This is a genomic window from Rummeliibacillus sp. POC4 (genome assembly GCF_003576525.1).
Classification (GTDB): Bacteria; Bacillota; Bacilli; order Bacillales_A; family Planococcaceae; genus Rummeliibacillus.
This window is the reverse complement of the sequence record NZ_QWUA01000007.1, coordinates 97,548-115,165: the sequence shown is the minus strand read 5'-3', so window position 1 is coordinate 115,165 and position 17,618 is coordinate 97,548. Positions and strand designations below refer to the sequence as shown.

The following is a 17,618-nucleotide window of genomic DNA, read 5'->3' as shown; positions in this document are numbered from 1 at the left end:
AAGTTTCCCCCTTAGGATTGCTGATTATCTTTTTTTACAATCATGGAGACATTTGCTAATATCCCCATAGCTAAAGATAACAAAATTATTGAAGTTCCGCCATAGCTAATAAACGGAAGTGGTACACCTGTTAAAGGAATAAGTCCACTTAGTCCCCCAACATTTATGAATGTTTGAATTCCAATCCAACTACCAATACCTGCCGCAATCATTCGAGCTAATGGATCTTTTGCTTTAATAGCTAATCGCATCGCTTTATAGACTATAAAGCCTAGACCAAATAAAACAATCGCAATGCCAAACGTTCCTAATTCTTCAGAAATGATTGCAAGGATAAAGTCTGTTTGCGGTTCAGGTAAATATCCCATTTTTTGTATAGATTGTCCAAGTCCTAAACCTTTTACCCCACCAGATCCAATAGCATAATAGCCGTTTACCATTTGATAGCCATATTCATTTGCATCTTTAAATGGGTCTAAGTACGCTTTCAATCGGCCTACCCGGCGTTCTGTAAAGAATGAGTCTCTGAAAATAAATAGTGCAATTAGGCCTGCTGTTGCTAATCCTATTAAACAACCAACAATTTTACCAAATGTAGAGAATTTCATACCACTAGCAGCCATAACTGATAGTACAATAATTGTAATCAAACCGATTGCACCTAAATCAGGCTCTAAAGATATGAAGAAAACAGCTATACCAAAAACAAATAAAGGGGGTACAATCGATTCATTAATAATATCTATTTTCCCTAATTCTTTCTTTTTTGTGAAAAATGCTGCAAAGTATAAGATCATTCCCAATTTAGTAAGTTCTGATGGCTGTATATTGACGACACCAAGGTCAATCCAACTTTTTGCACCGGAATTACCAGGGCTAAAACCAACTACAAATACTGCAAATAATAAGAAAAGCATACCTGCAAGGATTAACTTCATCATTCCATTCTCTCGATATCTCTTATAAGGGATGATTAATCCAATTAAAAATGCAAATATAGCAATAAATAAATTCATCATTTGTTTTTTATAAAAATGATCTGGTGAATAATGTAATGTATTTACTGCCCAAAACATACTTGCACTATAAATCATGACCAGCCCAAACAGACATAATAATATATATGTAAAAAATAGTGGGTAGTCAAAATACTTCGCATATTTTTTTAAATAGGTTTTCATGATTTTACCTCGTTTATTATTTAGCAAAAAAACCCAAACAACTTTGTGTTTGAGTTTTTCGCTTATTTCTCTGTGAAAGCATCATGTAATGCAGACACTTCTTTTTCCAGTGAATCGAGAATATCTCTTCCCTTTTCACGTTCAAGCAAACCTAGTTTAACCGCAAAATCAATTTCACGAGATAAACCAAACATTTGCGTATCTAAAACTTCTTCATACAAGGGGCACTGTGGCATTGTAAGATGTTCCATTTGCACCCTTATTAATTTAGCTATTTTATCCGCATCGGCAATTAGGAGTTCCAATGCTTTCTCCTGATACGAACTTTGTGATTTTGTATCCATGAGGACGCCCCCATTACCTGATATTTCTGCAACTCTATCTTAATAAAGTTTAGCTTTTGCAAAGAAAAAATGCAAGTATCACATATGAATTAAATAGTAATAATATTATTTATTTCTATCTAATTGTAAAAAGCGTTATACTAAGAAAGGAATGCATATCGGAGGAGGAAGAAAGTATGGAATCCATCATTCAAATTAAAGGTGCAGTAAACTTTCCAATAACATTAGATTGTACAGTTTGGATTTTTGATGACCGCAAACTGGATTTAGAAACATATTTTATCGAAAAAACAACAGATGTTGACCCAGACGAAGAATATATCGAAAAAGCTGGTAAATTCTGGTCTCGTGAAATTATGGAAGGCGCTACTTTCCCACCAACATTAAAAACTGAACGAAAATTTGATCGACAAAAAATGATGAAAGGTACATTTGGTATAAAAGTTGAACCTTTCATCAACAATGCTGAACCAAAAGAAAACGCCACTACTGTAGTTTTTGAAAAAGCCGATGGATTGCAAGAACGTTTTAGTATAGATGAAGCTAAAAAACTTATTTTCCAATTTAGTAAAAATGGTCAAATGTTGACTGAAGACGGCCCTGTCTACTTATTATTAGAAGATGGCTCTAACTACGAAAATCCTATAACAGGAATCGTAGGCATGTATATAGAGTAAGGAGGTAATGCTATGCGAGTGAAATGTGTAATCTGTGATGCATTAAACGATATTCCAGATTTCTCACCATTAGCTAAGAAATTACGTAATCGCCCTATCCACACTTATATGTGCCCTAGTTGTCAAGATCGAATTACTGAAAAAACCAATGCACGATTAGCTACAGGTAATTTCCGTTTTATTCGAAGAGCAGTTCAAGAGGAAGAAGAATTTTAGAAACCATGCAGAGCATTTAACACATGCTCTGTTTTTTTAATAAAAACCATCTAAATAGAAATTTAATTACTTTCTATCAAAGGACTATAAAGAAATCCATTATCCTATTCATAAAAAAAGAGTTGCCCGAAAAGGGCAACTCTTTTTTTATGAAGTAGCTTCTTTTTTCTTATCTCTACGTAGACGTACCTTGTAGACGATTAACACTAAAGCCGCAACTATTAATCCCTCTACCATTGGTAAGAAGAATGCTAAAAACGTTAATATAATACATCCCAAGAACAAGAACACATAAATCACAGCTGTTTGCCATGCTTTAAGTGCAGTCCTTGCAAATCCAAGATGATACACAATTGCTGTCAAAACGAAGATAACAGCTAAAAGAATATAACCTGCAATCGTATAATTTGGTGAATATTCGTAAATATAGCGAGCAACACCTGACATACGATCAAATACTTGGTCATGACCATCCGTAGAAGTAGATGCAGCGGCTTGTATAAAATTCAGTTTTAATAGGAAACCGGAATTAAACAAGATTAACATCTCCCCGTCTAGTGAAATTATTATTCAGCGCTACGTTGTTTTTTAGCAGCTTTTTCACGTTCATTTTTGTTAAGAATTTGTTTACGAAGACGAATAGTTTCTGGTGTAACTTCTAAGTATTCATCATCGTCCAAGAATTCTAACGCTTCTTCAAGAGTTAAGATTTTTGGTGTTTTAATAACATTTGTTTGGTCTTTGTTAGAAGAACGGACATTTGTTTTTTGTTTCATTTTAGTGATGTTAACAGTTATGTCGTTATCACGTGAGTTTTGACCTACGATCATACCTTCATAAATTTCAGTACCAGGTTCTACGAATAACACACCACGATCTTCTACTTGCATCATACCGTAAGTTGTAGATTTACCAGTTTCCATAGAAACAAGGGCACCATTACGACGACCACCAACACGACCAGATGCTACTGGTTGATAAGAATCGAAAGTATGGTTAATAATACCGAAACCTTTAGTTAATGACATAAACTCAGTTGTGTAACCGATTAATCCACGTGCAGGGACCATAAAGATTAAACGTACTTGTCCGTTACCTTCATTGATCATATCTTGCATTTCACCTTTACGATCACCTAATGATTCAATAATTGAACCAACGCAATCTTCTGGTACGTCAATTTGTACACGTTCTACTGGTTCACATTTAACGCCATCAATTTCTCTGATGATAACTTTTGGTTTAGATACTTGTAATTCATAACCTTCACGACGCATGTTTTCTACAAGGATAGATAAGTGAAGTTCACCACGACCAGAAACTGTCCATGCATCAGGTGAATCAGTTGGATCTACACGTAAAGATACATCTGTTTGTAATTGTGCATTTAAACGTTCTTCAATTTTACGAGCTGTAACCCATTTACCTTCACGACCTGCGAATGGTGAGTTATTTACTAAGAAAGTCATTTGTAAAGTTGGTTCATCAATACGCATTGGTGGTAACGGTTCAATATTGTCTTGTGGACAAACTGTTTCACCTACGTTGATTTCTTCCATACCTGAAACAGCGATTAAGTCACCTGCATAAGCTTCTTGAATTTCTTCACGTTTTAATCCGAAGAAACCAAAGATTTTAGTTACACGGAAGTTTTTCACTGTACCATCTAATTTAGAAAGTGCTACAGATTGACCGACATGGATAGTACCACGGAATACACGACCAATACCGATACGACCAACGAAGTCATTGTAGTCAAGTAATGCCACTTGGAATTGTAATGGTTCTTCACGAGTGTCAGCAGGTGCTGGGATATGACGAATGACTTCTTCAAATAGACATTTCATATCAGGTTCTTGTTTAGAAGGATCTGGATCTAAAGAAGCAGTTCCGTTTACACCTGAAGCGTAAACTACTGGGAATTCTAATTGGTCTTCGTCTGCACCTAATTCGATCAATAAGTCTAAAACTTCGTCTACAACTTCTTCTGGACGAGCTGAATCTTTGTCGACTTTGTTGACAACTACGATTGGTGTAAGTTTTTGTTCTAAAGCTTTTTTAAGAACGAAACGAGTTTGAGGCATACAACCTTCATATGCATCTACAACTAGTAAAACGCCATCTACCATTTTTAAGATACGTTCTACTTCTCCACCAAAATCGGCATGTCCTGGTGTATCTAAAATGTTAATTTTAGTATTTCCATAATGAACGGCTGTGTTTTTGGCTAGAATTGTAATACCACGTTCACGTTCAATATCATTAGAGTCCATTGCACGTTCTTCAACATGTTCGTTTGAACGGAATGTACCTGATTGTTTTAATAATTGGTCGACTAAAGTTGTTTTACCATGGTCGACGTGGGCAATAATTGCTATATTTCTGAGATCTTCTCTTAAATTTGTCATTGTTCCACTCCACATTCTTTTTTCGAGTCCATAACTTTGCTATTATAACATAAAAAACAGGGAATTGTCTTTTTTTCACTTACTTTTTCAACTTTTTTATTTATTAGTCATGAAATCCTTGATAATCTTATTATTTCGTTTGACAATAGAATTATAACAAATATTTTTTTGGAGGATTATAATGAATAAAGCAAAAATCGTCATGGCTATCTTTGCATTAGCAGGAATTTTAGCCATGTGTTCAATCGGATATGCAATCGCTGCTAGTAGTATTTTAGGTATTATTGGTGGTATTATAGCAGTTTGTGTCGTCTTTGGATTAGCATTTAAAACAAAACGCCAATTCCGCGACAAAGGATTATTGTAATAAAAGCGGAATGCGCTCGTTTAGCCCTGAAGTGCGTTGGAGGGCTCGAATCGAAAGCATCTTTCCAGCTTTCGACCGAGAGACCGAAACGACTCGAAGGGCTAGCGCATGGAGCTGGATATAATAAAAGCGGAAGCGGCTCGTTTAGACACGACTTGCGCTGGAGACTTCGAATCGAAAGCATCTTTTCAGCTTTCGACCGAGAAGTCGAAGCGACCTCGAGTGTCTAGTAGCATCAATATATAAAAGAGATTGCCCCAATTAATTGCTTTGGGACAATCTCTTTTTTTAGAATACTATTTTAATTTAATATAATGTTCAATAATTTCCTCATGAATAGAAGGATTTGCAATAATAAATCCATCTTGTTTTAACAGATTAATCGGTTTGTTTACTAGATTACTCGCAATTGCTCCTACTTCATTGGCAATTACTGCACCACCGGCAATATCCCAAGGAGATAACCGTAATGATAGATAGGCATCCATTCTTCCACTTGCAACTGATGCAATTTCTAACGATGCAGAACCATAAGATCTTGTCCCTCTAACCTTCCGAATAAGCTCTATCATAGGTTCATGCTCGATTCTCTTATTTGGAGTTACCCAAACTGCATTTACGCCAATGATTGATTTATCTAACGAAATTGGTTTGAGTGGTTTTAATGGTACATCATTCATAAAAGCACCCTTACCTTCAATTGCGTAGTACATCTGATTTCTCATCACATCATATATATATCCAAGTTTCCCTATTCCATTCATATAAATACCAACTGAAATAGCAAAGTTTCGATGTTGTCGAATAAAATTCATAGTCCCATCAATTGGGTCGACTATCCAAACAACCCCTTCAAGTGAATCAATCTTCTCCCCCATTCCTTCTTCACCTAAAATTTTGTAGGAGGGATCGAACTCTTTAATCTTTTGTATAAAAAATACTTCAGTTTCTCGATCTATATTGGTTACTAAATCATTGGCATCAGCTTTTGTTTCAATTTTCCACTTTTCTGAAAATGAATGCCGGATACGTTCTCCTGCTTCTATTATAATTGACTTTGCAAATTGATGAACTTCAGCAATCCCCATCGTTACCACACCTTCCCCAAAATACAGAGTTATTGTTATTCTTTTCATTATAACAAAAAAGACACCTGCTTCTCATAATGAAAAGCAAGTGTCATGTTAAAATATTTGAGGTTTCTCTAGGCGAACGCATGAAATGCCTCCAGTTCCATATGAATTTCAGCTAACCTCGCCTTACTTTGAGCAATTTGTTTTGCATCATTCAATTGCATTGCATCAAATAAAGTAGCTAATTCATAATCCACTTCAAGATGGAGTCCTTTAATATATTGCTTTTCAAAATCAACTTTACGAATGATATGAACGACTTGTTTCATGCAAATCAACTCCTTAAAATTTGAGGTTCAACATCAGAAAATAGAATTTTCTGACCATTTTCTACATTATATTCACTTTATTACGTTTGGTAAGTCCTTCTACAAGATTTTTTCCCATTTTTGAAATAAAATAAACATAAAGTTGAAAAAGGAGAGAAAAAAAGTGACTGTAAAATGGACTAACCAAGACTTTGATGTTTTTACAACGCCTGGTCTTGAAGAACGAATGTCAGAGCTTATCAAGCATGTACGCCCTAAATTTGAAGAATTAGGAACAACATATAGTACATACTTTTCAGTTAAAACGGGTGAAGAATTTTTCCCGCATGTTGCAAAACATGCAAGACGTAAAGTAAATCCTCCCATCGATAGTTGGGTTGCTTTCGCACCAAATAAAAGAGGCTATAAAGCACTTCCTCATTTTGAAATTGGACTTTTTAAAACGCATATTTTTATCATATTATGCTCTATTTACGAAGCTCCAACAAAGAAAGAAATAGCAAATAGTTTATTGAAAAATCTGAATATTTTCAGCGAAGTTCCAGGTGATTTTTATATTTCTGGCGACCATTTTGATCCAAATGGCATTTCATTAAGTGACGCAATAACAGATGGTTCACTTGAAAAACTTTTGGAACGACTACGAGATGTTAAAAAAGGCGAGTTTATGATCGGCATTCAAATCCCTAGAGAACAAGCTGTTAATCTATCCGCGGAAGAATTCGCGACAACAGTAGAAGAAACATTTGATGCATTATTGCCTATTTACAAAACAATGGTAAATGTGTAGCGAAAAAGCAATCGGTAATTCTCTTTTTTGAGCAGACCGATTGCTTTTTGTTATCTTCTACGTTTCACTGTTGTTCCTTTAATAATTGTACCATTTTGACTTGTTTTTGTCTGTTTAACAATCTCGTAGCTTCCATAACCACTTTCATCTTCAAAATCGCGAAAAATTGTTTTTTCTTCTGCCATAGATGGAACAATTTCTTTAAATCTACGATATTTCGATAATACTTCTTCTCGTTTTACACCTTTTTCATATGCCTTTTCAATTGTTTGAAAAAATGCGATTACATCAACAATTTCATCAGTAGACCACTCTGTTGAAAATGGGTATGAGTATTCCATATGGCAAGCCACCTCTTCATAATATTAAATATTGAGACTTCATTAATATTGTAAACTGTATAGCGAAAGGTCTGCAACTTTTCGTTATTAATAAATAGTATATTCCCTGGGAAATGACTTTATTCTAAAAAAATATTATGACAAATAAAGGTAATATTATTGAACCCAATACGGCCGTTAATGTCATCGATACAGATCCCATAGATAATGTCTTTTCACCATATTCTGTTAATTTTCCAACACCTATTCCATGAGCACTACTTCCCATAGAGACACCCTTTGCAATTGGCGTTTCAATTTTACAAATTTTATAGATGAATGGACCAATGATTGCACCAATTATTCCAGTTATAATTACAAATACTGCAGCTAGTGTAGGATTCCCATCTATCACTTTACTAATCTGCATTGCAACTGGTGATGTTATAGATTTTGGAATAAGCGTCATTAAATACTCATTTTTTAGATGTAATACACCTGCAAGTGCTATTACAATAGCAATACCACAAAATAACGCTGATCCGATTCCTGTTAAGATTGCTTTATAATTCTTAATAATAAGCTCTCGTTGTCTATACAATGGCAAAGCTAAACTTACCACTGTAGGCCCAAGAAGCCGATCAATCCATTGTCCTCCTATCATATATGTTTCATACGGAATCTGGAATACTAATAATACACTGACGATAATAATCGCACTTGTAAATACAGGGAAAAGGATAGGATGATAAAAATGCGTATAAACCTTTTTCATCAGAAAAAACACAAGTAATGTTGCCACACAAACGGTTATCGCTATCATTTTATAACTCCCCTTTTTGTTGTATTTTTTCAATAGTCGTTTCCACAATAGGTTCTACTAAATTTTCTGATTGCTTTTCTATATGATTTTCAACTAATTGCGTAGCTCTTCCTGATGCAACAATAGACAGTATTGTACTAACTAAGATAATTCCAATAATAATGAGCCCCTGCCAAGAAATAAGCTCTGGATAATCTACAATTCCTACTGTTACTGGAATAAAAAACAATGTCATATACGCTAGTAATGTTTCAGCTCCGCTGGAAATCCAACTCTCAGGAATTATTTTTGTAGCAAGTAACACAAACAATAAGATTAGTCCTACAATACTCCCCGGAAATTTAATATGTAAAGCTCCCATCAGCAATTTTCCACACTCAGATAATACATATAAGAATGCTACTTGGCTTAAAATTTTCAAATATTTCAACCCTCTCTGTTGCATAACAGAACACCCCATCCCATACTAATATAGTACAATTTATCAAAATATTCTAAATTTGTCTAGTTTATTTCTTCTAAAAGACTGATATAAAAAAGCCAGTCTTTGTAGAATATTCTACAAAAACTGACTTGTGATTTATTGGTATATATTTTAGTCTTCTTTATTCTCGTGTGCACGGTCTTTCTTCAAGATTTTAGAAATCAATTCGTATACTAAAGGTACAATTACTAATGTTAAAATTGTAGAACTGATTAATCCACCAATAACAGTAACCCCTACGCCTTTAGAAATAAGGCCGCCACCTTCAGCACCGATTGCTAATGGGATTAACGCACCAATTGTTGCGATAGCTGTCATTAGAATTGGTCGTAAACGTGTTGCACCTGCTTCTAATATTGCTTCACGCATGGTCATACCTGCATGTTCCATATGGATGATACGATCGACTAATACAATGGCGTTGGTTACAACAATACCTATTAACATTAATAATCCAATCAGAGAGGATACACTAATTGTTTCACCTGAAATATACAAGGCAACAAGTGCACCAATCACTGTAAATGGTAGTGAGAATAGGATTGCAAATGGTGCTAAACCTTCACCAAATGTAACAACTAGCGTGAAGTAAACAATGGCAATTGCTGCAGCGATTGCTAAACCTAATTTAGAGAAGGCTTCATTCATATCTTCTGCAACGCCACCGGTATCGACATTGACATTATTCGGTATGTCTAATTTATCAATATCTTTTTGAACTGCTGAAGATGCTTTTGTAATATCTTTTGACGTTACAGTAGCGGTAACATTTGCATAAATTTTACCTTTACTACGGTTAACTTGAGTTGATGTAGTTCCCTCTTTTACTTTCACAACATCAGATACTTTTACTTTTTTACCTACTGGTGTTTCAAGTTCTTCATTTAAAACTTCTTGGAACTTTTCAGGGGATGCGGCTTCCTTATGCACATTCACATCTAGTTCTTTACCATCCTTAGTTACAGTGGTTAAAACTTCTGTTTGTGTATTTGGATTAATCGCCATTGCAATTTGGCCAGTTGTCAACCCTAGAGCTTTAACTTTATCTTGGTCAATTACTAATGTTTTTTCTGCATAGTTCTCAGCAAGTGAAGTTTTAACATCTTTTAAGTTATCTTGTTTCTTCATTAATTTTTCAATGTCTTTTATAACCGGTCTAATATCTTCAACCGTATTACCATAAACAGAGTAAGAGAGTTCGTTACTTGATCCTGTAGATGTGAAATCTTGGCTCTTCCAAGTACCTTTTTGATTGACAGCAAGAACTTCTTTAATAAGTTTTTCTTTTACATCGCCAAAGTTTTCTGTATCTGTATCATAGATAACATAAACTAATGCACCATTCGATGCACCAGGCATCATTGGATTAGATCCACCAATTGAAGATTGAACTGTTTTAACATCTTTTTTGTCCATAATCATTTTTTCAATAACTTCTACATCATCAATGACTTTGTCTCGTGTTTCACCAGGTTCAGGTGTGTATGTTAAGTACACCATTTTTTGTTGGTCATCTGGTAAGAAACTAAAACCAACGAGAGGAGTTAAGAATAAGCTTGCGACTAAAATTACTATCGAAATAATAGATGTGGTCCATTTATGATCTAATACCCATGATAAAATACGTTTATAACCTCTCGATAATTTACCATGTTCTTCTTTTTTCGTTTTTTTGTTACCATATAACTCTTTTTTAAACAATGTATGCGCTAAAACTGGAACAATTGTAATCGCGACAATTAGGGATGCGATTAATGCAAACGCCATTGTTAAACCAAACGGTAAGAATAATTCACCTACCATGCCACCTACTAGACCAAGTGGTAAGAATACCGCAATTGTGACTATTGTTGAAGATAAGATAGGTTTGAACATTTCAATAGTTGCTTCTCTGATCAAAGCACGCCCATGTAACTTTTCATCTTCTAGATAAATTCTTCGATAGATATTTTCGACAACCACAATTGAATCATCGATTACCCGACCAATCGCAACTGTCATCGCACCTAATGTCATCATATTCAACGAAATATCCATTTGTTTTAGTACAGTAACAGCAATTAATAATGACATTGGAATTGAAATAATTGAAATAATAGTTGAACGAACATTACGTAAGAACAACATAATAATGATAACGGCGAAAATTGCCCCGAATAATGCCTTATCGAGCATCGTTTGAACAGAATCTTCTATCGGTTGTCCTTGATCGAGCGTTACCTCAATATCCATACCTTTGTTTTCTTTTTCAAACTTCTTCGCTTCATCCTTAATATCATTTACAACATCAACTGTATTTGCTTCTTGAGATTTAACAACTTGAACTGCAATAGCTGATTGTCCATTTGTACGCGAAACTGACTCTACATCACCAATGACTTTAATAGATGCTAATTCCCCTAATTTCACAAATGGTTTAGTTTGTTGGAAAGCTTTTGCACTTGCCGCTCCTTGTACATTTGCTTGAGCTGCTTTTGCCTGTGCTTGAGCTGCTTGTGCATTGGCAGAAGCACTTTGCATCGTTACAGGTATTTCTAAATTTTTCAAATCTTTTATTGTTGTCATTTTCCCATCAACAACAACTGATTGTTCCTCATCTTTGAATTGGAACATACCTAATGGTACTTGGGTGTCCATTGCTTGAACATATTGTTTAATAGTGTCTTCTGTAAGACCGTATTTAGCTAATTTCTTTTGATCGTAAGTTAACTCTACTTTTTCTACTTGTTGACCAGATACTGTTACAGATGCAACACCATCTACTCCCTCAAGTTTTGGTACAAAATAATTTTCTGTTGTTTTTGTTAAATCTGCTATAGATTGATCTTTATTGGCAACACTTAACGCAACAACAGGAAAAGCATTAATATTCACTCGATCTACAGTAGGTTTTTGAGCTGTTTCTGGTAGTTCTACCTTTTCAAGTGCTTCCTTTATATCACTAACTGCTTCTTTCATATCCGTCTCATATTTAAATTCTATTTGTAGACTAGAAGCATTTTGATATGAATTGGAGTAAACAGCTGAAACACCTTTCAAATGGTTTACTGCCTTTTCAAAAGGAATCGAAATATCATCAGCAACTTGTTGTGGCGTTGCTCCAGGATAGACAGTTGTTACAGTAGCAATCGGAACTGTAATATCTGGTATAGTTTCTAACTTCATTTTTGTTCCTGAATATACGCCTGCAGCAGCCACAATAATCGTTAGAAGCCATACAGCTAGTTTATTTTTTAAAACAAATTTAATCAGCGAATTCATTTTACACCGTCCTTTTTTGACTTATCGGTCACTATTCAATATAATAATGACCAATAAGTCAAAAGTCAAACTATACTATAGTAAGAATCATAGAAAGAGTGAAAATATGTCTAAACGTGATCTAATTATTGAGAAATCCATAGAGATCTTATCTGAACGATCAATAGCATCTACATCCATACAAGATATAACAAATGCATGTGGGATATCAAAAGGCGCATTTTATCTTTCATTTAAATCTAAAGAAGAACTGCTAATTGCAATTGTTGAGTATATTATTCAAGAAATGACTTCAAAATATCAGGACCTACTAAATCTACAAGTTGACCCAAAAGAAAAATTAACACAATACTTTATGTTATCATTTCATTTTTTTGAAAAAAATTCACCTTTTATCTCATCTCATATACGTGAACTTATCAAAATTGTAGATGAAAATGTTTCAGAAAAAATTCATAATCATTTTAGAATTGCTGATCACATGACCCTAACGATTCTTAAAGAAGTGTATCAATCTAAAATAGAAGAAACTCAATATGATTTACTAATATGTATTCGAAGTATGATGAAAGGATACGCTGAATTCATAGTTATGCAAAAACAAAAAGTTGATTATTATCAATTGAGTAAATACTTTGTGAATCGTATTGATCTACTTGTTGAGGCAAATGTACCTCCACTGATAACAAAGGAAATGTATGAACATAATCCACGAAACGTACAACGTATTGAAAAGAAAAACATTATTGACGAAATTAAAAATTGTAAAGAAAATTATCTAGATAATAGTTTTCTCATTGACACCTTTGATATGATCATTGAAGAATTACAAAAAGATTCCCCAAGAAAAGCCATCTTATTAGGGATGGCATCAAATCTTACGACTACCAATCATTTAAAATGGTTGGCTGTATTGCTCAACCAATTTACTGATGAAATGTAAAAAAGCAGTCTAACATCTAAATGTTAGACTGCTTCTTCATTTTGTCAGTATTACATATATCCCCAAACCATGGCTAACAATGTACCAAACACAGTGATTAAACCAACTACAACTGAGTAAATAATTGTAGTATATAAAGCTTTTTTATCTTCTGTTTCACCAATATGCATAAATAATACTAATTGAACAAGCGCTTGTGCAGCTGCTGTTACAAGAAGAACTGTCATGGCAACACCGTTAGACATTCCTTTAAACATCACTACGGTTAGTGCTGCGAGTGTTAAAACAAGAGAACCGACAAAGCCCATTACATGTTCTTTAGGAAATAGTTCTTTCATTTTTACAACACTCCTTTCAAGTAAACAAAGCTGAAGATGAAGATCCATACAACATCAAGGAAGTGCCAGTATAGTGAGAAGATAAATGCTTTGTTTGCTGTTTTAGCATTTAAACCACGTTTTTTAATTTGCATTAAGATGCCTGAACCCCATAGAAGACCGAATGTTACGTGAGCACCATGGGTACCTAGTAATGTCATTAATGAAGACATGAAGGCATTAGTTTGAATTGTTGCGCCATCATGAATATATGTTAAGAACTCATTAATTTCTACACCTAGGAATACAGCCCCTAGAAGTAAAGTTAAGATGTAGAATACCATCATTGCTTTAGTTCGTCCAATACGCATCGCATGAACACCTAAACCAATTAAGAAACTACTTGTTAACAATACGAATGTTTCAACTAATACAGGTGGTAATTCAAAAATTTCTTTACCTGTTGGACCTGAACCTGTGCGATCAACTAATGCGAAGTATACACTAAATAATGTCGCAAAGAGAAGGATTTCGGCCCCAAGGAAAACCCAGAAACCAAAGATTTTCAATTCATTTTCTTCTGTACTGTATTCTAAAGGAACTGATTTATTTTCTTTTGACATTATTGTTCACCTCTCAATCGACGTTCAGTTGCTTCGATTTCAGCCACTTCAATATGATGACCTTCATCTTTTTCAAATGAACGATAAGCCATAAAGCCTAATGTTGCAACAGCAAATACAATTACTAAAGACCATACACTAAATACAAAGAAGAATGAGAATAAGAATAATACACCAGCCATCCACATTGGAGCGCCACTATTATTTGGCATATGAATACGTTCATATTTGCCTGCTGTAATATCTCTACCTTCTTTTTTCGCATACCAGAATTCATCTAAACGATTGATTTTTGGTACAATTGCAAAGTTATATTCTGGTACTGGACTATGAGTTGCCCATTCAAGAGAACGTGCATCCCATGGATCGCCATTTAAATCGCGTGGACTATGACGGAAGCTGTAGTAAATGTTATAGCAAATTAACATAAATCCTACTGCCATCACAAGAGCACCAGCGAATGATAACATATTCAAAGGACCGAATCCTGTATCTGCTGAGTATGTGTACATACGACGAGCATATCCATCTAAACCTAAAATAAATAGAGGGAAGAATGCAACATTAAATCCTACTGCTATACACCAGAATGCTGCTTTACCTAATTTTTCATTCAAGCGGAAACCAAAGATTTTTGGCCACCAGAAATGATAACCAGCTAATACACCAAACACTGTACCTGGGATTAATACATAGTGGAAGTGAGCAACTAAGAACATTGTGTTGTGATATTGATAGTCGGCACTTGCCATTGCAAGCATAACCCCTGTTACCCCACCGATTGTGAAAATCGGAATAAACGCTAATGCGTAAAGCATAGGTGTAGTAAATGAAATTTTCCCATGTCGCATTGTTAATAACCAGTTAAAGATTTTAACACCCGTTGGAACTGCGATCAACATAGTTGTTGTTGAGAAAATACCATTAACCATAACACCATGACCCATTGTGTAGAAATGGTGAACCCATACCATGAATGATAATAGTGAGATTAATACCATACTAAATACCATTGATGTGTAACCAAATAAGTTTTTACGTGAGAATGTTGAAATAACCTCACTAAAGATACCGAATGCTGGAAGAATAACGATATATACTTCAGGATGTCCCCAAACCCAGAATAAGTTTGCCCAAAGCATATCCATACCGCCATCTTGCATAGCGAAGAATTTAGTACCAAATTGACGATCTAAAGTCATCAAAGCAAGTGCAACAGTTAATACTGGGAATGCAAATGTAATGATGATATTTGTGATTAATGCTGACCAAGTAAACATAGGCATTTTCATTAATTTCATACCAGGTGCACGCATTTTCATAATTGTTGTGATAAAGTTAATCCCTGTCATTAGAGTACCCAAACCAGAGATTTGTAAAGCCCATGCATAATAGTTATTCCCTACACCAGGGTTAAATTCAATACCTGCTAATGGGAAATAAGAAGACCATCCTGCGTTTGGTGAACCACCAATTACGAAGGAAATATTTAGTAAACCTGCACCAGCTGCAAATAACCAGAAGCTAAGTGCATTTAATCTTGGAAATGCTACATCTCGTGCACCAATTTGTAATGGTACAACGACATTCATCAAACCAATGATAAATGGCATCGCCATAAAGATAATCATGATTAAACCATGAGTTGTGAATATTTCATTGTAGTGCTCCGCATTCAATAAGCCATTCTCTGGGACAGCGGTTTGTGCACGCATTAATAATGCATCAATACCACCTCTAAATAGCATAACCAATGCTACAAAGATATACATGACACCGATTTTTTTATGATCGACAGTAGTTAGCCAGTTTTTGTAAAGCCAGCCCCACTTCTTGAAGTAAGTCAATCCTGCAAATACCGCAATAGCACCAACTACAATACTTATCCCAGCACCTAAAATCATCGGCTCTTTCATCGGCGCGAATAATTCTTCCATGCTCATGTGTGTAACTCCTTTCTTGTCTCAATAGTCTAGTAATCTTTTAAATCGATCACTAAAACTAGTGAGACATATCCATTCCTTCCATTTCGTGAGACTCTTTTGAATCATCTTTTTCTTTTTTACTATCATTGTGTTTGCTCATATCCATTGGAGCTGGACTAAATGATAAGTGTGTTGAAGAAAAACTTTCTCTTCCTACGAAAGATGTTTTCAATAATTTATTGAATTTTGCTTCTGTTAATTTTGGTTCATTTGTTTTTACGTCATTAACCCATTCATCAAAGTCATCTTGTGACATTGCTTGTGTTTCGAATTCCATTTTCGCAAATCCTTCACCGTTGAAGTTTGAGTTACGACCCATATATGAACCTTCTTCATCAGCAGCTAAATGTATTTTAGTTACCATATCGCTCATAGCATATTTTTGACCTGCTAATTGAGGAATCCAGAAACTTGTGATTGGTCCAAATGAATACAATCTAAATTCAATTGGTCGATCTGTAGGGATGTTCACATAGTTTACTGTTTCAATACCTTGTTCTGGATAGCTGAAGTGCCATTTCCAGTTAGATGATGAAGCATAAACAACAAGCGGTTTTTTATCCCCATAACCTTTTGGTTGGTTTTCAACTTTAGAAGTCGTAAATACCGTTACAATTGCTAAAACGGTTACTATTAAAATTGGAATTACTGTCCAAGTGATTTCCAATACTTTACTTCCCTCTTCGTGTGGAGGTTCATAATCTGCTGTTTGTTTTGATGCACGATATTTCGTTAACATATTAACAAGTAATACATAAACGACTAATAAAATAACAGCCATTACTATTATGGATAAGATGATTGTATCCGATAAAGTCTTAGCATTCGGACCTTTTGGATCAAAAATCATCAAAGGTTGGCAGCCAGACAACATTAATGCCAAGAAAGCCATAACTGTCGGCATAATAAGAACTTTTTTCTTCATAATGTACTCCCTTCTCAAAAAACAATTAAAATATAAAGCTTTTAAAATGTTTTATTGAAGTATTCGTCCTTCTAAGATTTGAAACTACCTTCTGAATTAATATAGATTGAATTTGCTACAGTTATAGATTGTAGGTATATAACACTCACTCAATGTTTTAATAGCTCATGTTATATAAACGGACAATATAATAATATTCCCACAACCTATATAGTGGAAAAATGGCACCCAGGTTTTCGCGCCTTTTTCTCCTGAGGTTTTTCAATCATTTTTTAATTCAAATGAATTATACCTCCATATATTTAATAAAAAAATAAAAAAAAACCTAATTCCATAATTTAATTGACTCATTTTGAACATTTTGTGGATATAATTTGTATAAAATGTGTACTTATTTTTAAAAAGGGTCTTTTTATTCATGAATATGTTATTATTATGTAATTATTTTATTTAATTTTCCAAATGTATTCGTTTCCATTGTAATAAAAAGGAAAATCTATTATATAAAAATAGATAGATCATTTCAAAAGTATAATATTTTCTGTTAAAAAA

General features: G+C 34.4%; 19 protein-coding genes. 5 read left to right on the top strand and 14 right to left on the bottom strand.

The features are described 5' to 3' along the window. Positions 1 to 11 precede the first annotated feature (11 nt). Together D1606_RS04160 and D1606_RS04155 are read right to left on the bottom strand one after the other, a co-directional pair. Entirely contained in the window at positions 12 to 1,181 is a 1,170-nt protein-coding gene (locus D1606_RS04160) for an FtsW/RodA/SpoVE family cell cycle protein (protein ID WP_119414750.1), read from the bottom strand. A 62-nt stretch (positions 1,182 to 1,243) separates the two neighbouring features. Next, on the bottom strand, positions 1,244 to 1,525 hold the full coding sequence (locus tag D1606_RS04155) for an Fpa/YlaN family protein (RefSeq protein ID WP_119414749.1): 282 nt from the start codon (positions 1,523 to 1,525) through the stop codon (positions 1,244 to 1,246). 176 nt (positions 1,526 to 1,701) lie between these two features. Between D1606_RS04155 and D1606_RS04150 the strand changes: the two genes are divergently transcribed. Together D1606_RS04150 and D1606_RS04145 are read left to right on the top strand one after the other, a co-directional pair. Beyond that, positions 1,702 to 2,202, top strand: coding sequence for a peptidyl-prolyl cis-trans isomerase (locus D1606_RS04150; RefSeq protein ID WP_119414748.1), 501 nt, complete (start codon positions 1,702 to 1,704; stop codon positions 2,200 to 2,202). Between the two features lie 12 nt (positions 2,203 to 2,214). Continuing rightward, the gene (locus tag D1606_RS04145) at positions 2,215 to 2,418 is read left to right on the top strand and encodes a YlaI family protein (protein WP_119414747.1); all 204 of its coding nucleotides are present in this window, start codon (positions 2,215 to 2,217) and stop codon (positions 2,416 to 2,418) included. Between the two features lie 147 nt (positions 2,419 to 2,565). Here the strand turns inward: D1606_RS04145 and D1606_RS04140 are convergent, their stop codons facing one another. Next, positions 2,566 to 2,964, bottom strand: coding sequence for a YlaH-like family protein (locus D1606_RS04140; RefSeq protein ID WP_369973746.1), 399 nt, complete (start codon positions 2,962 to 2,964; stop codon positions 2,566 to 2,568). Between the two features lie 20 nt (positions 2,965 to 2,984). After that, on the bottom strand, positions 2,985 to 4,826 hold the full coding sequence (typA, locus tag D1606_RS04135; protein WP_119414746.1) for a translational GTPase TypA: 1,842 nt from the start codon (positions 4,824 to 4,826) through the stop codon (positions 2,985 to 2,987). A gap of 181 nt (positions 4,827 to 5,007) precedes the next feature. Between typA and D1606_RS04130 the strand changes: the two genes are divergently transcribed. Further along, positions 5,008 to 5,193, top strand: a complete 186-nt coding sequence (locus tag D1606_RS04130) for a DUF5325 family protein (RefSeq protein ID WP_119414745.1) — start codon at positions 5,008 to 5,010, stop codon at positions 5,191 to 5,193. A gap of 296 nt (positions 5,194 to 5,489) precedes the next feature. Here D1606_RS04130 and D1606_RS04125 read toward each other — a convergent pair whose 3' ends face one another. Both D1606_RS04125 and D1606_RS04120 read right to left on the bottom strand, forming a co-directional pair. Then, positions 5,490 to 6,281: an inositol monophosphatase family protein gene (locus tag D1606_RS04125; protein ID WP_119414744.1), complete on the bottom strand. Its 792-nt coding sequence runs from the start codon at positions 6,279 to 6,281 to the stop codon at positions 5,490 to 5,492. Positions 6,282 to 6,397: 116 nt separating this feature from the next. After that, positions 6,398 to 6,595 carry a hypothetical protein gene (locus D1606_RS04120; RefSeq protein ID WP_119414743.1) on the bottom strand — a complete coding sequence of 66 codons (198 nt, stop codon included), beginning with the start codon at positions 6,593 to 6,595 and terminating at the stop codon, positions 6,398 to 6,400. 163 nt (positions 6,596 to 6,758) lie between these two features. Here D1606_RS04120 and D1606_RS04115 point away from each other — a divergent pair, with 163 nt between their 5' ends. Beyond that, positions 6,759 to 7,385 carry a YktB family protein gene (locus tag D1606_RS04115; RefSeq protein WP_119414742.1) on the top strand — a complete coding sequence of 209 codons (627 nt, stop codon included), beginning with the start codon at positions 6,759 to 6,761 and terminating at the stop codon, positions 7,383 to 7,385. Between the two features lie 50 nt (positions 7,386 to 7,435). On the opposite strand, the gene D1606_RS04110 is transcribed toward D1606_RS04115, so the two are convergent. The 4 genes from D1606_RS04110 to D1606_RS04095 all read right to left on the bottom strand — a co-directional run bounded on the left by D1606_RS04110 (position 7,436) and on the right by D1606_RS04095 (position 12,273). After that, on the bottom strand, positions 7,436 to 7,726 hold the full coding sequence (locus D1606_RS04110) for a UPF0223 family protein (protein WP_119414741.1): 291 nt from the start codon (positions 7,724 to 7,726) through the stop codon (positions 7,436 to 7,438). Between the two features lie 124 nt (positions 7,727 to 7,850). Beyond that, a complete protein-coding gene (locus tag D1606_RS04105) occupies positions 7,851 to 8,528 on the bottom strand; it encodes an LrgB family protein (protein ID WP_119414740.1) in 678 nt (225 codons plus the stop codon). A 1-nt stretch (position 8,529) separates the two neighbouring features. Further along, on the bottom strand, positions 8,530 to 8,973 hold the full coding sequence (locus tag D1606_RS04100; RefSeq protein ID WP_158582312.1) for a CidA/LrgA family protein: 444 nt from the start codon (positions 8,971 to 8,973) through the stop codon (positions 8,530 to 8,532). Between the two features lie 150 nt (positions 8,974 to 9,123). After that, the gene (locus tag D1606_RS04095; protein ID WP_119414738.1) at positions 9,124 to 12,273 is read right to left on the bottom strand and encodes an efflux RND transporter permease subunit; all 3,150 of its coding nucleotides are present in this window, start codon (positions 12,271 to 12,273) and stop codon (positions 9,124 to 9,126) included. A gap of 106 nt (positions 12,274 to 12,379) precedes the next feature. Between D1606_RS04095 and D1606_RS04090 the strand changes: the two genes are divergently transcribed. Further along, the gene (locus D1606_RS04090) at positions 12,380 to 13,216 is read left to right on the top strand and encodes a TetR/AcrR family transcriptional regulator (protein WP_158582311.1); all 837 of its coding nucleotides are present in this window, start codon (positions 12,380 to 12,382) and stop codon (positions 13,214 to 13,216) included. Between the two features lie 50 nt (positions 13,217 to 13,266). On the opposite strand, the gene qoxD is transcribed toward D1606_RS04090, so the two are convergent. From qoxD to qoxA, 4 genes are read right to left on the bottom strand one after another with little or no spacing between them, the layout of a single operon-like run. Then, positions 13,267 to 13,554, bottom strand: coding sequence for a cytochrome aa3 quinol oxidase subunit IV (gene qoxD / locus D1606_RS04085; protein WP_119414736.1), 288 nt, complete (start codon positions 13,552 to 13,554; stop codon positions 13,267 to 13,269). 2 nt (positions 13,555 to 13,556) lie between these two features. After that, positions 13,557 to 14,156, bottom strand: coding sequence for a cytochrome aa3 quinol oxidase subunit III (gene qoxC / locus D1606_RS04080; protein ID WP_119414735.1), 600 nt, complete (start codon positions 14,154 to 14,156; stop codon positions 13,557 to 13,559). Then, on the bottom strand, positions 14,156 to 16,099 hold the full coding sequence (gene qoxB, locus D1606_RS04075) for a cytochrome aa3 quinol oxidase subunit I (RefSeq protein WP_119414734.1): 1,944 nt from the start codon (positions 16,097 to 16,099) through the stop codon (positions 14,156 to 14,158). Before qoxB ends, qoxC begins: the two co-directional genes overlap by 1 nt. Before the next feature lie 58 nt (positions 16,100 to 16,157). Then, positions 16,158 to 17,066: a cytochrome aa3 quinol oxidase subunit II gene (gene qoxA / locus D1606_RS04070; protein ID WP_119414733.1), complete on the bottom strand. Its 909-nt coding sequence runs from the start codon at positions 17,064 to 17,066 to the stop codon at positions 16,158 to 16,160. Positions 17,067 to 17,618 lie beyond the last annotated feature (552 nt).

What these genes read in the sequence shown, in the direction of transcription:
- D1606_RS04110 (WP_119414741.1), bottom strand. Translation starts at nt 7,726, where the DNA reads ATGGAATACTCATACCCATTTTCAACAGAGTGGTCTACTGATGAAATT.
- D1606_RS04105 (WP_119414740.1), bottom strand. Translation starts at nt 8,528, where the DNA reads ATGATAGCGATAACCGTTTGTGTGGCAACATTACTTGTGTTTTTTCTG.
- qoxD (WP_119414736.1), bottom strand. Translation starts at nt 13,554, where the DNA reads ATGAAAGAACTATTTCCTAAAGAACATGTAATGGGCTTTGTCGGTTCT.
- D1606_RS04150 (WP_119414748.1), top strand. Translation starts at nt 1,702, where the DNA reads ATGGAATCCATCATTCAAATTAAAGGTGCAGTAAACTTTCCAATAACA.
- D1606_RS04155 (WP_119414749.1), bottom strand. Translation starts at nt 1,525, where the DNA reads ATGGATACAAAATCACAAAGTTCGTATCAGGAGAAAGCATTGGAACTC.
- D1606_RS04130 (WP_119414745.1), top strand. Translation starts at nt 5,008, where the DNA reads ATGAATAAAGCAAAAATCGTCATGGCTATCTTTGCATTAGCAGGAATT.
- D1606_RS04145 (WP_119414747.1), top strand. Translation starts at nt 2,215, where the DNA reads ATGCGAGTGAAATGTGTAATCTGTGATGCATTAAACGATATTCCAGAT.
- typA (WP_119414746.1), bottom strand. Translation starts at nt 4,826, where the DNA reads ATGACAAATTTAAGAGAAGATCTCAGAAATATAGCAATTATTGCCCAC.
- qoxB (WP_119414734.1), bottom strand. Translation starts at nt 16,099, where the DNA reads ATGAGCATGGAAGAATTATTCGCGCCGATGAAAGAGCCGATGATTTTA.
- D1606_RS04095 (WP_119414738.1), bottom strand. Translation starts at nt 12,273, where the DNA reads ATGAATTCGCTGATTAAATTTGTTTTAAAAAATAAACTAGCTGTATGG.
- D1606_RS04100 (WP_158582312.1), bottom strand. Translation starts at nt 8,973, where the DNA reads ATGCAACAGAGAGGGTTGAAATATTTGAAAATTTTAAGCCAAGTAGCA.
- D1606_RS04140 (WP_369973746.1), bottom strand. Translation starts at nt 2,964, where the DNA reads ATGTTAATCTTGTTTAATTCCGGTTTCCTATTAAAACTGAATTTTATA.
- D1606_RS04120 (WP_119414743.1), bottom strand. Translation starts at nt 6,595, where the DNA reads ATGAAACAAGTCGTTCATATCATTCGTAAAGTTGATTTTGAAAAGCAA.
- D1606_RS04125 (WP_119414744.1), bottom strand. Translation starts at nt 6,281, where the DNA reads ATGGGGATTGCTGAAGTTCATCAATTTGCAAAGTCAATTATAATAGAA.
- qoxC (WP_119414735.1), bottom strand. Translation starts at nt 14,156, where the DNA reads ATGTCAAAAGAAAATAAATCAGTTCCTTTAGAATACAGTACAGAAGAA.
- D1606_RS04160 (WP_119414750.1), bottom strand. Translation starts at nt 1,181, where the DNA reads ATGAAAACCTATTTAAAAAAATATGCGAAGTATTTTGACTACCCACTA.
- D1606_RS04090 (WP_158582311.1), top strand. Translation starts at nt 12,380, where the DNA reads ATGTCTAAACGTGATCTAATTATTGAGAAATCCATAGAGATCTTATCT.
- qoxA (WP_119414733.1), bottom strand. Translation starts at nt 17,066, where the DNA reads ATGAAGAAAAAAGTTCTTATTATGCCGACAGTTATGGCTTTCTTGGCA.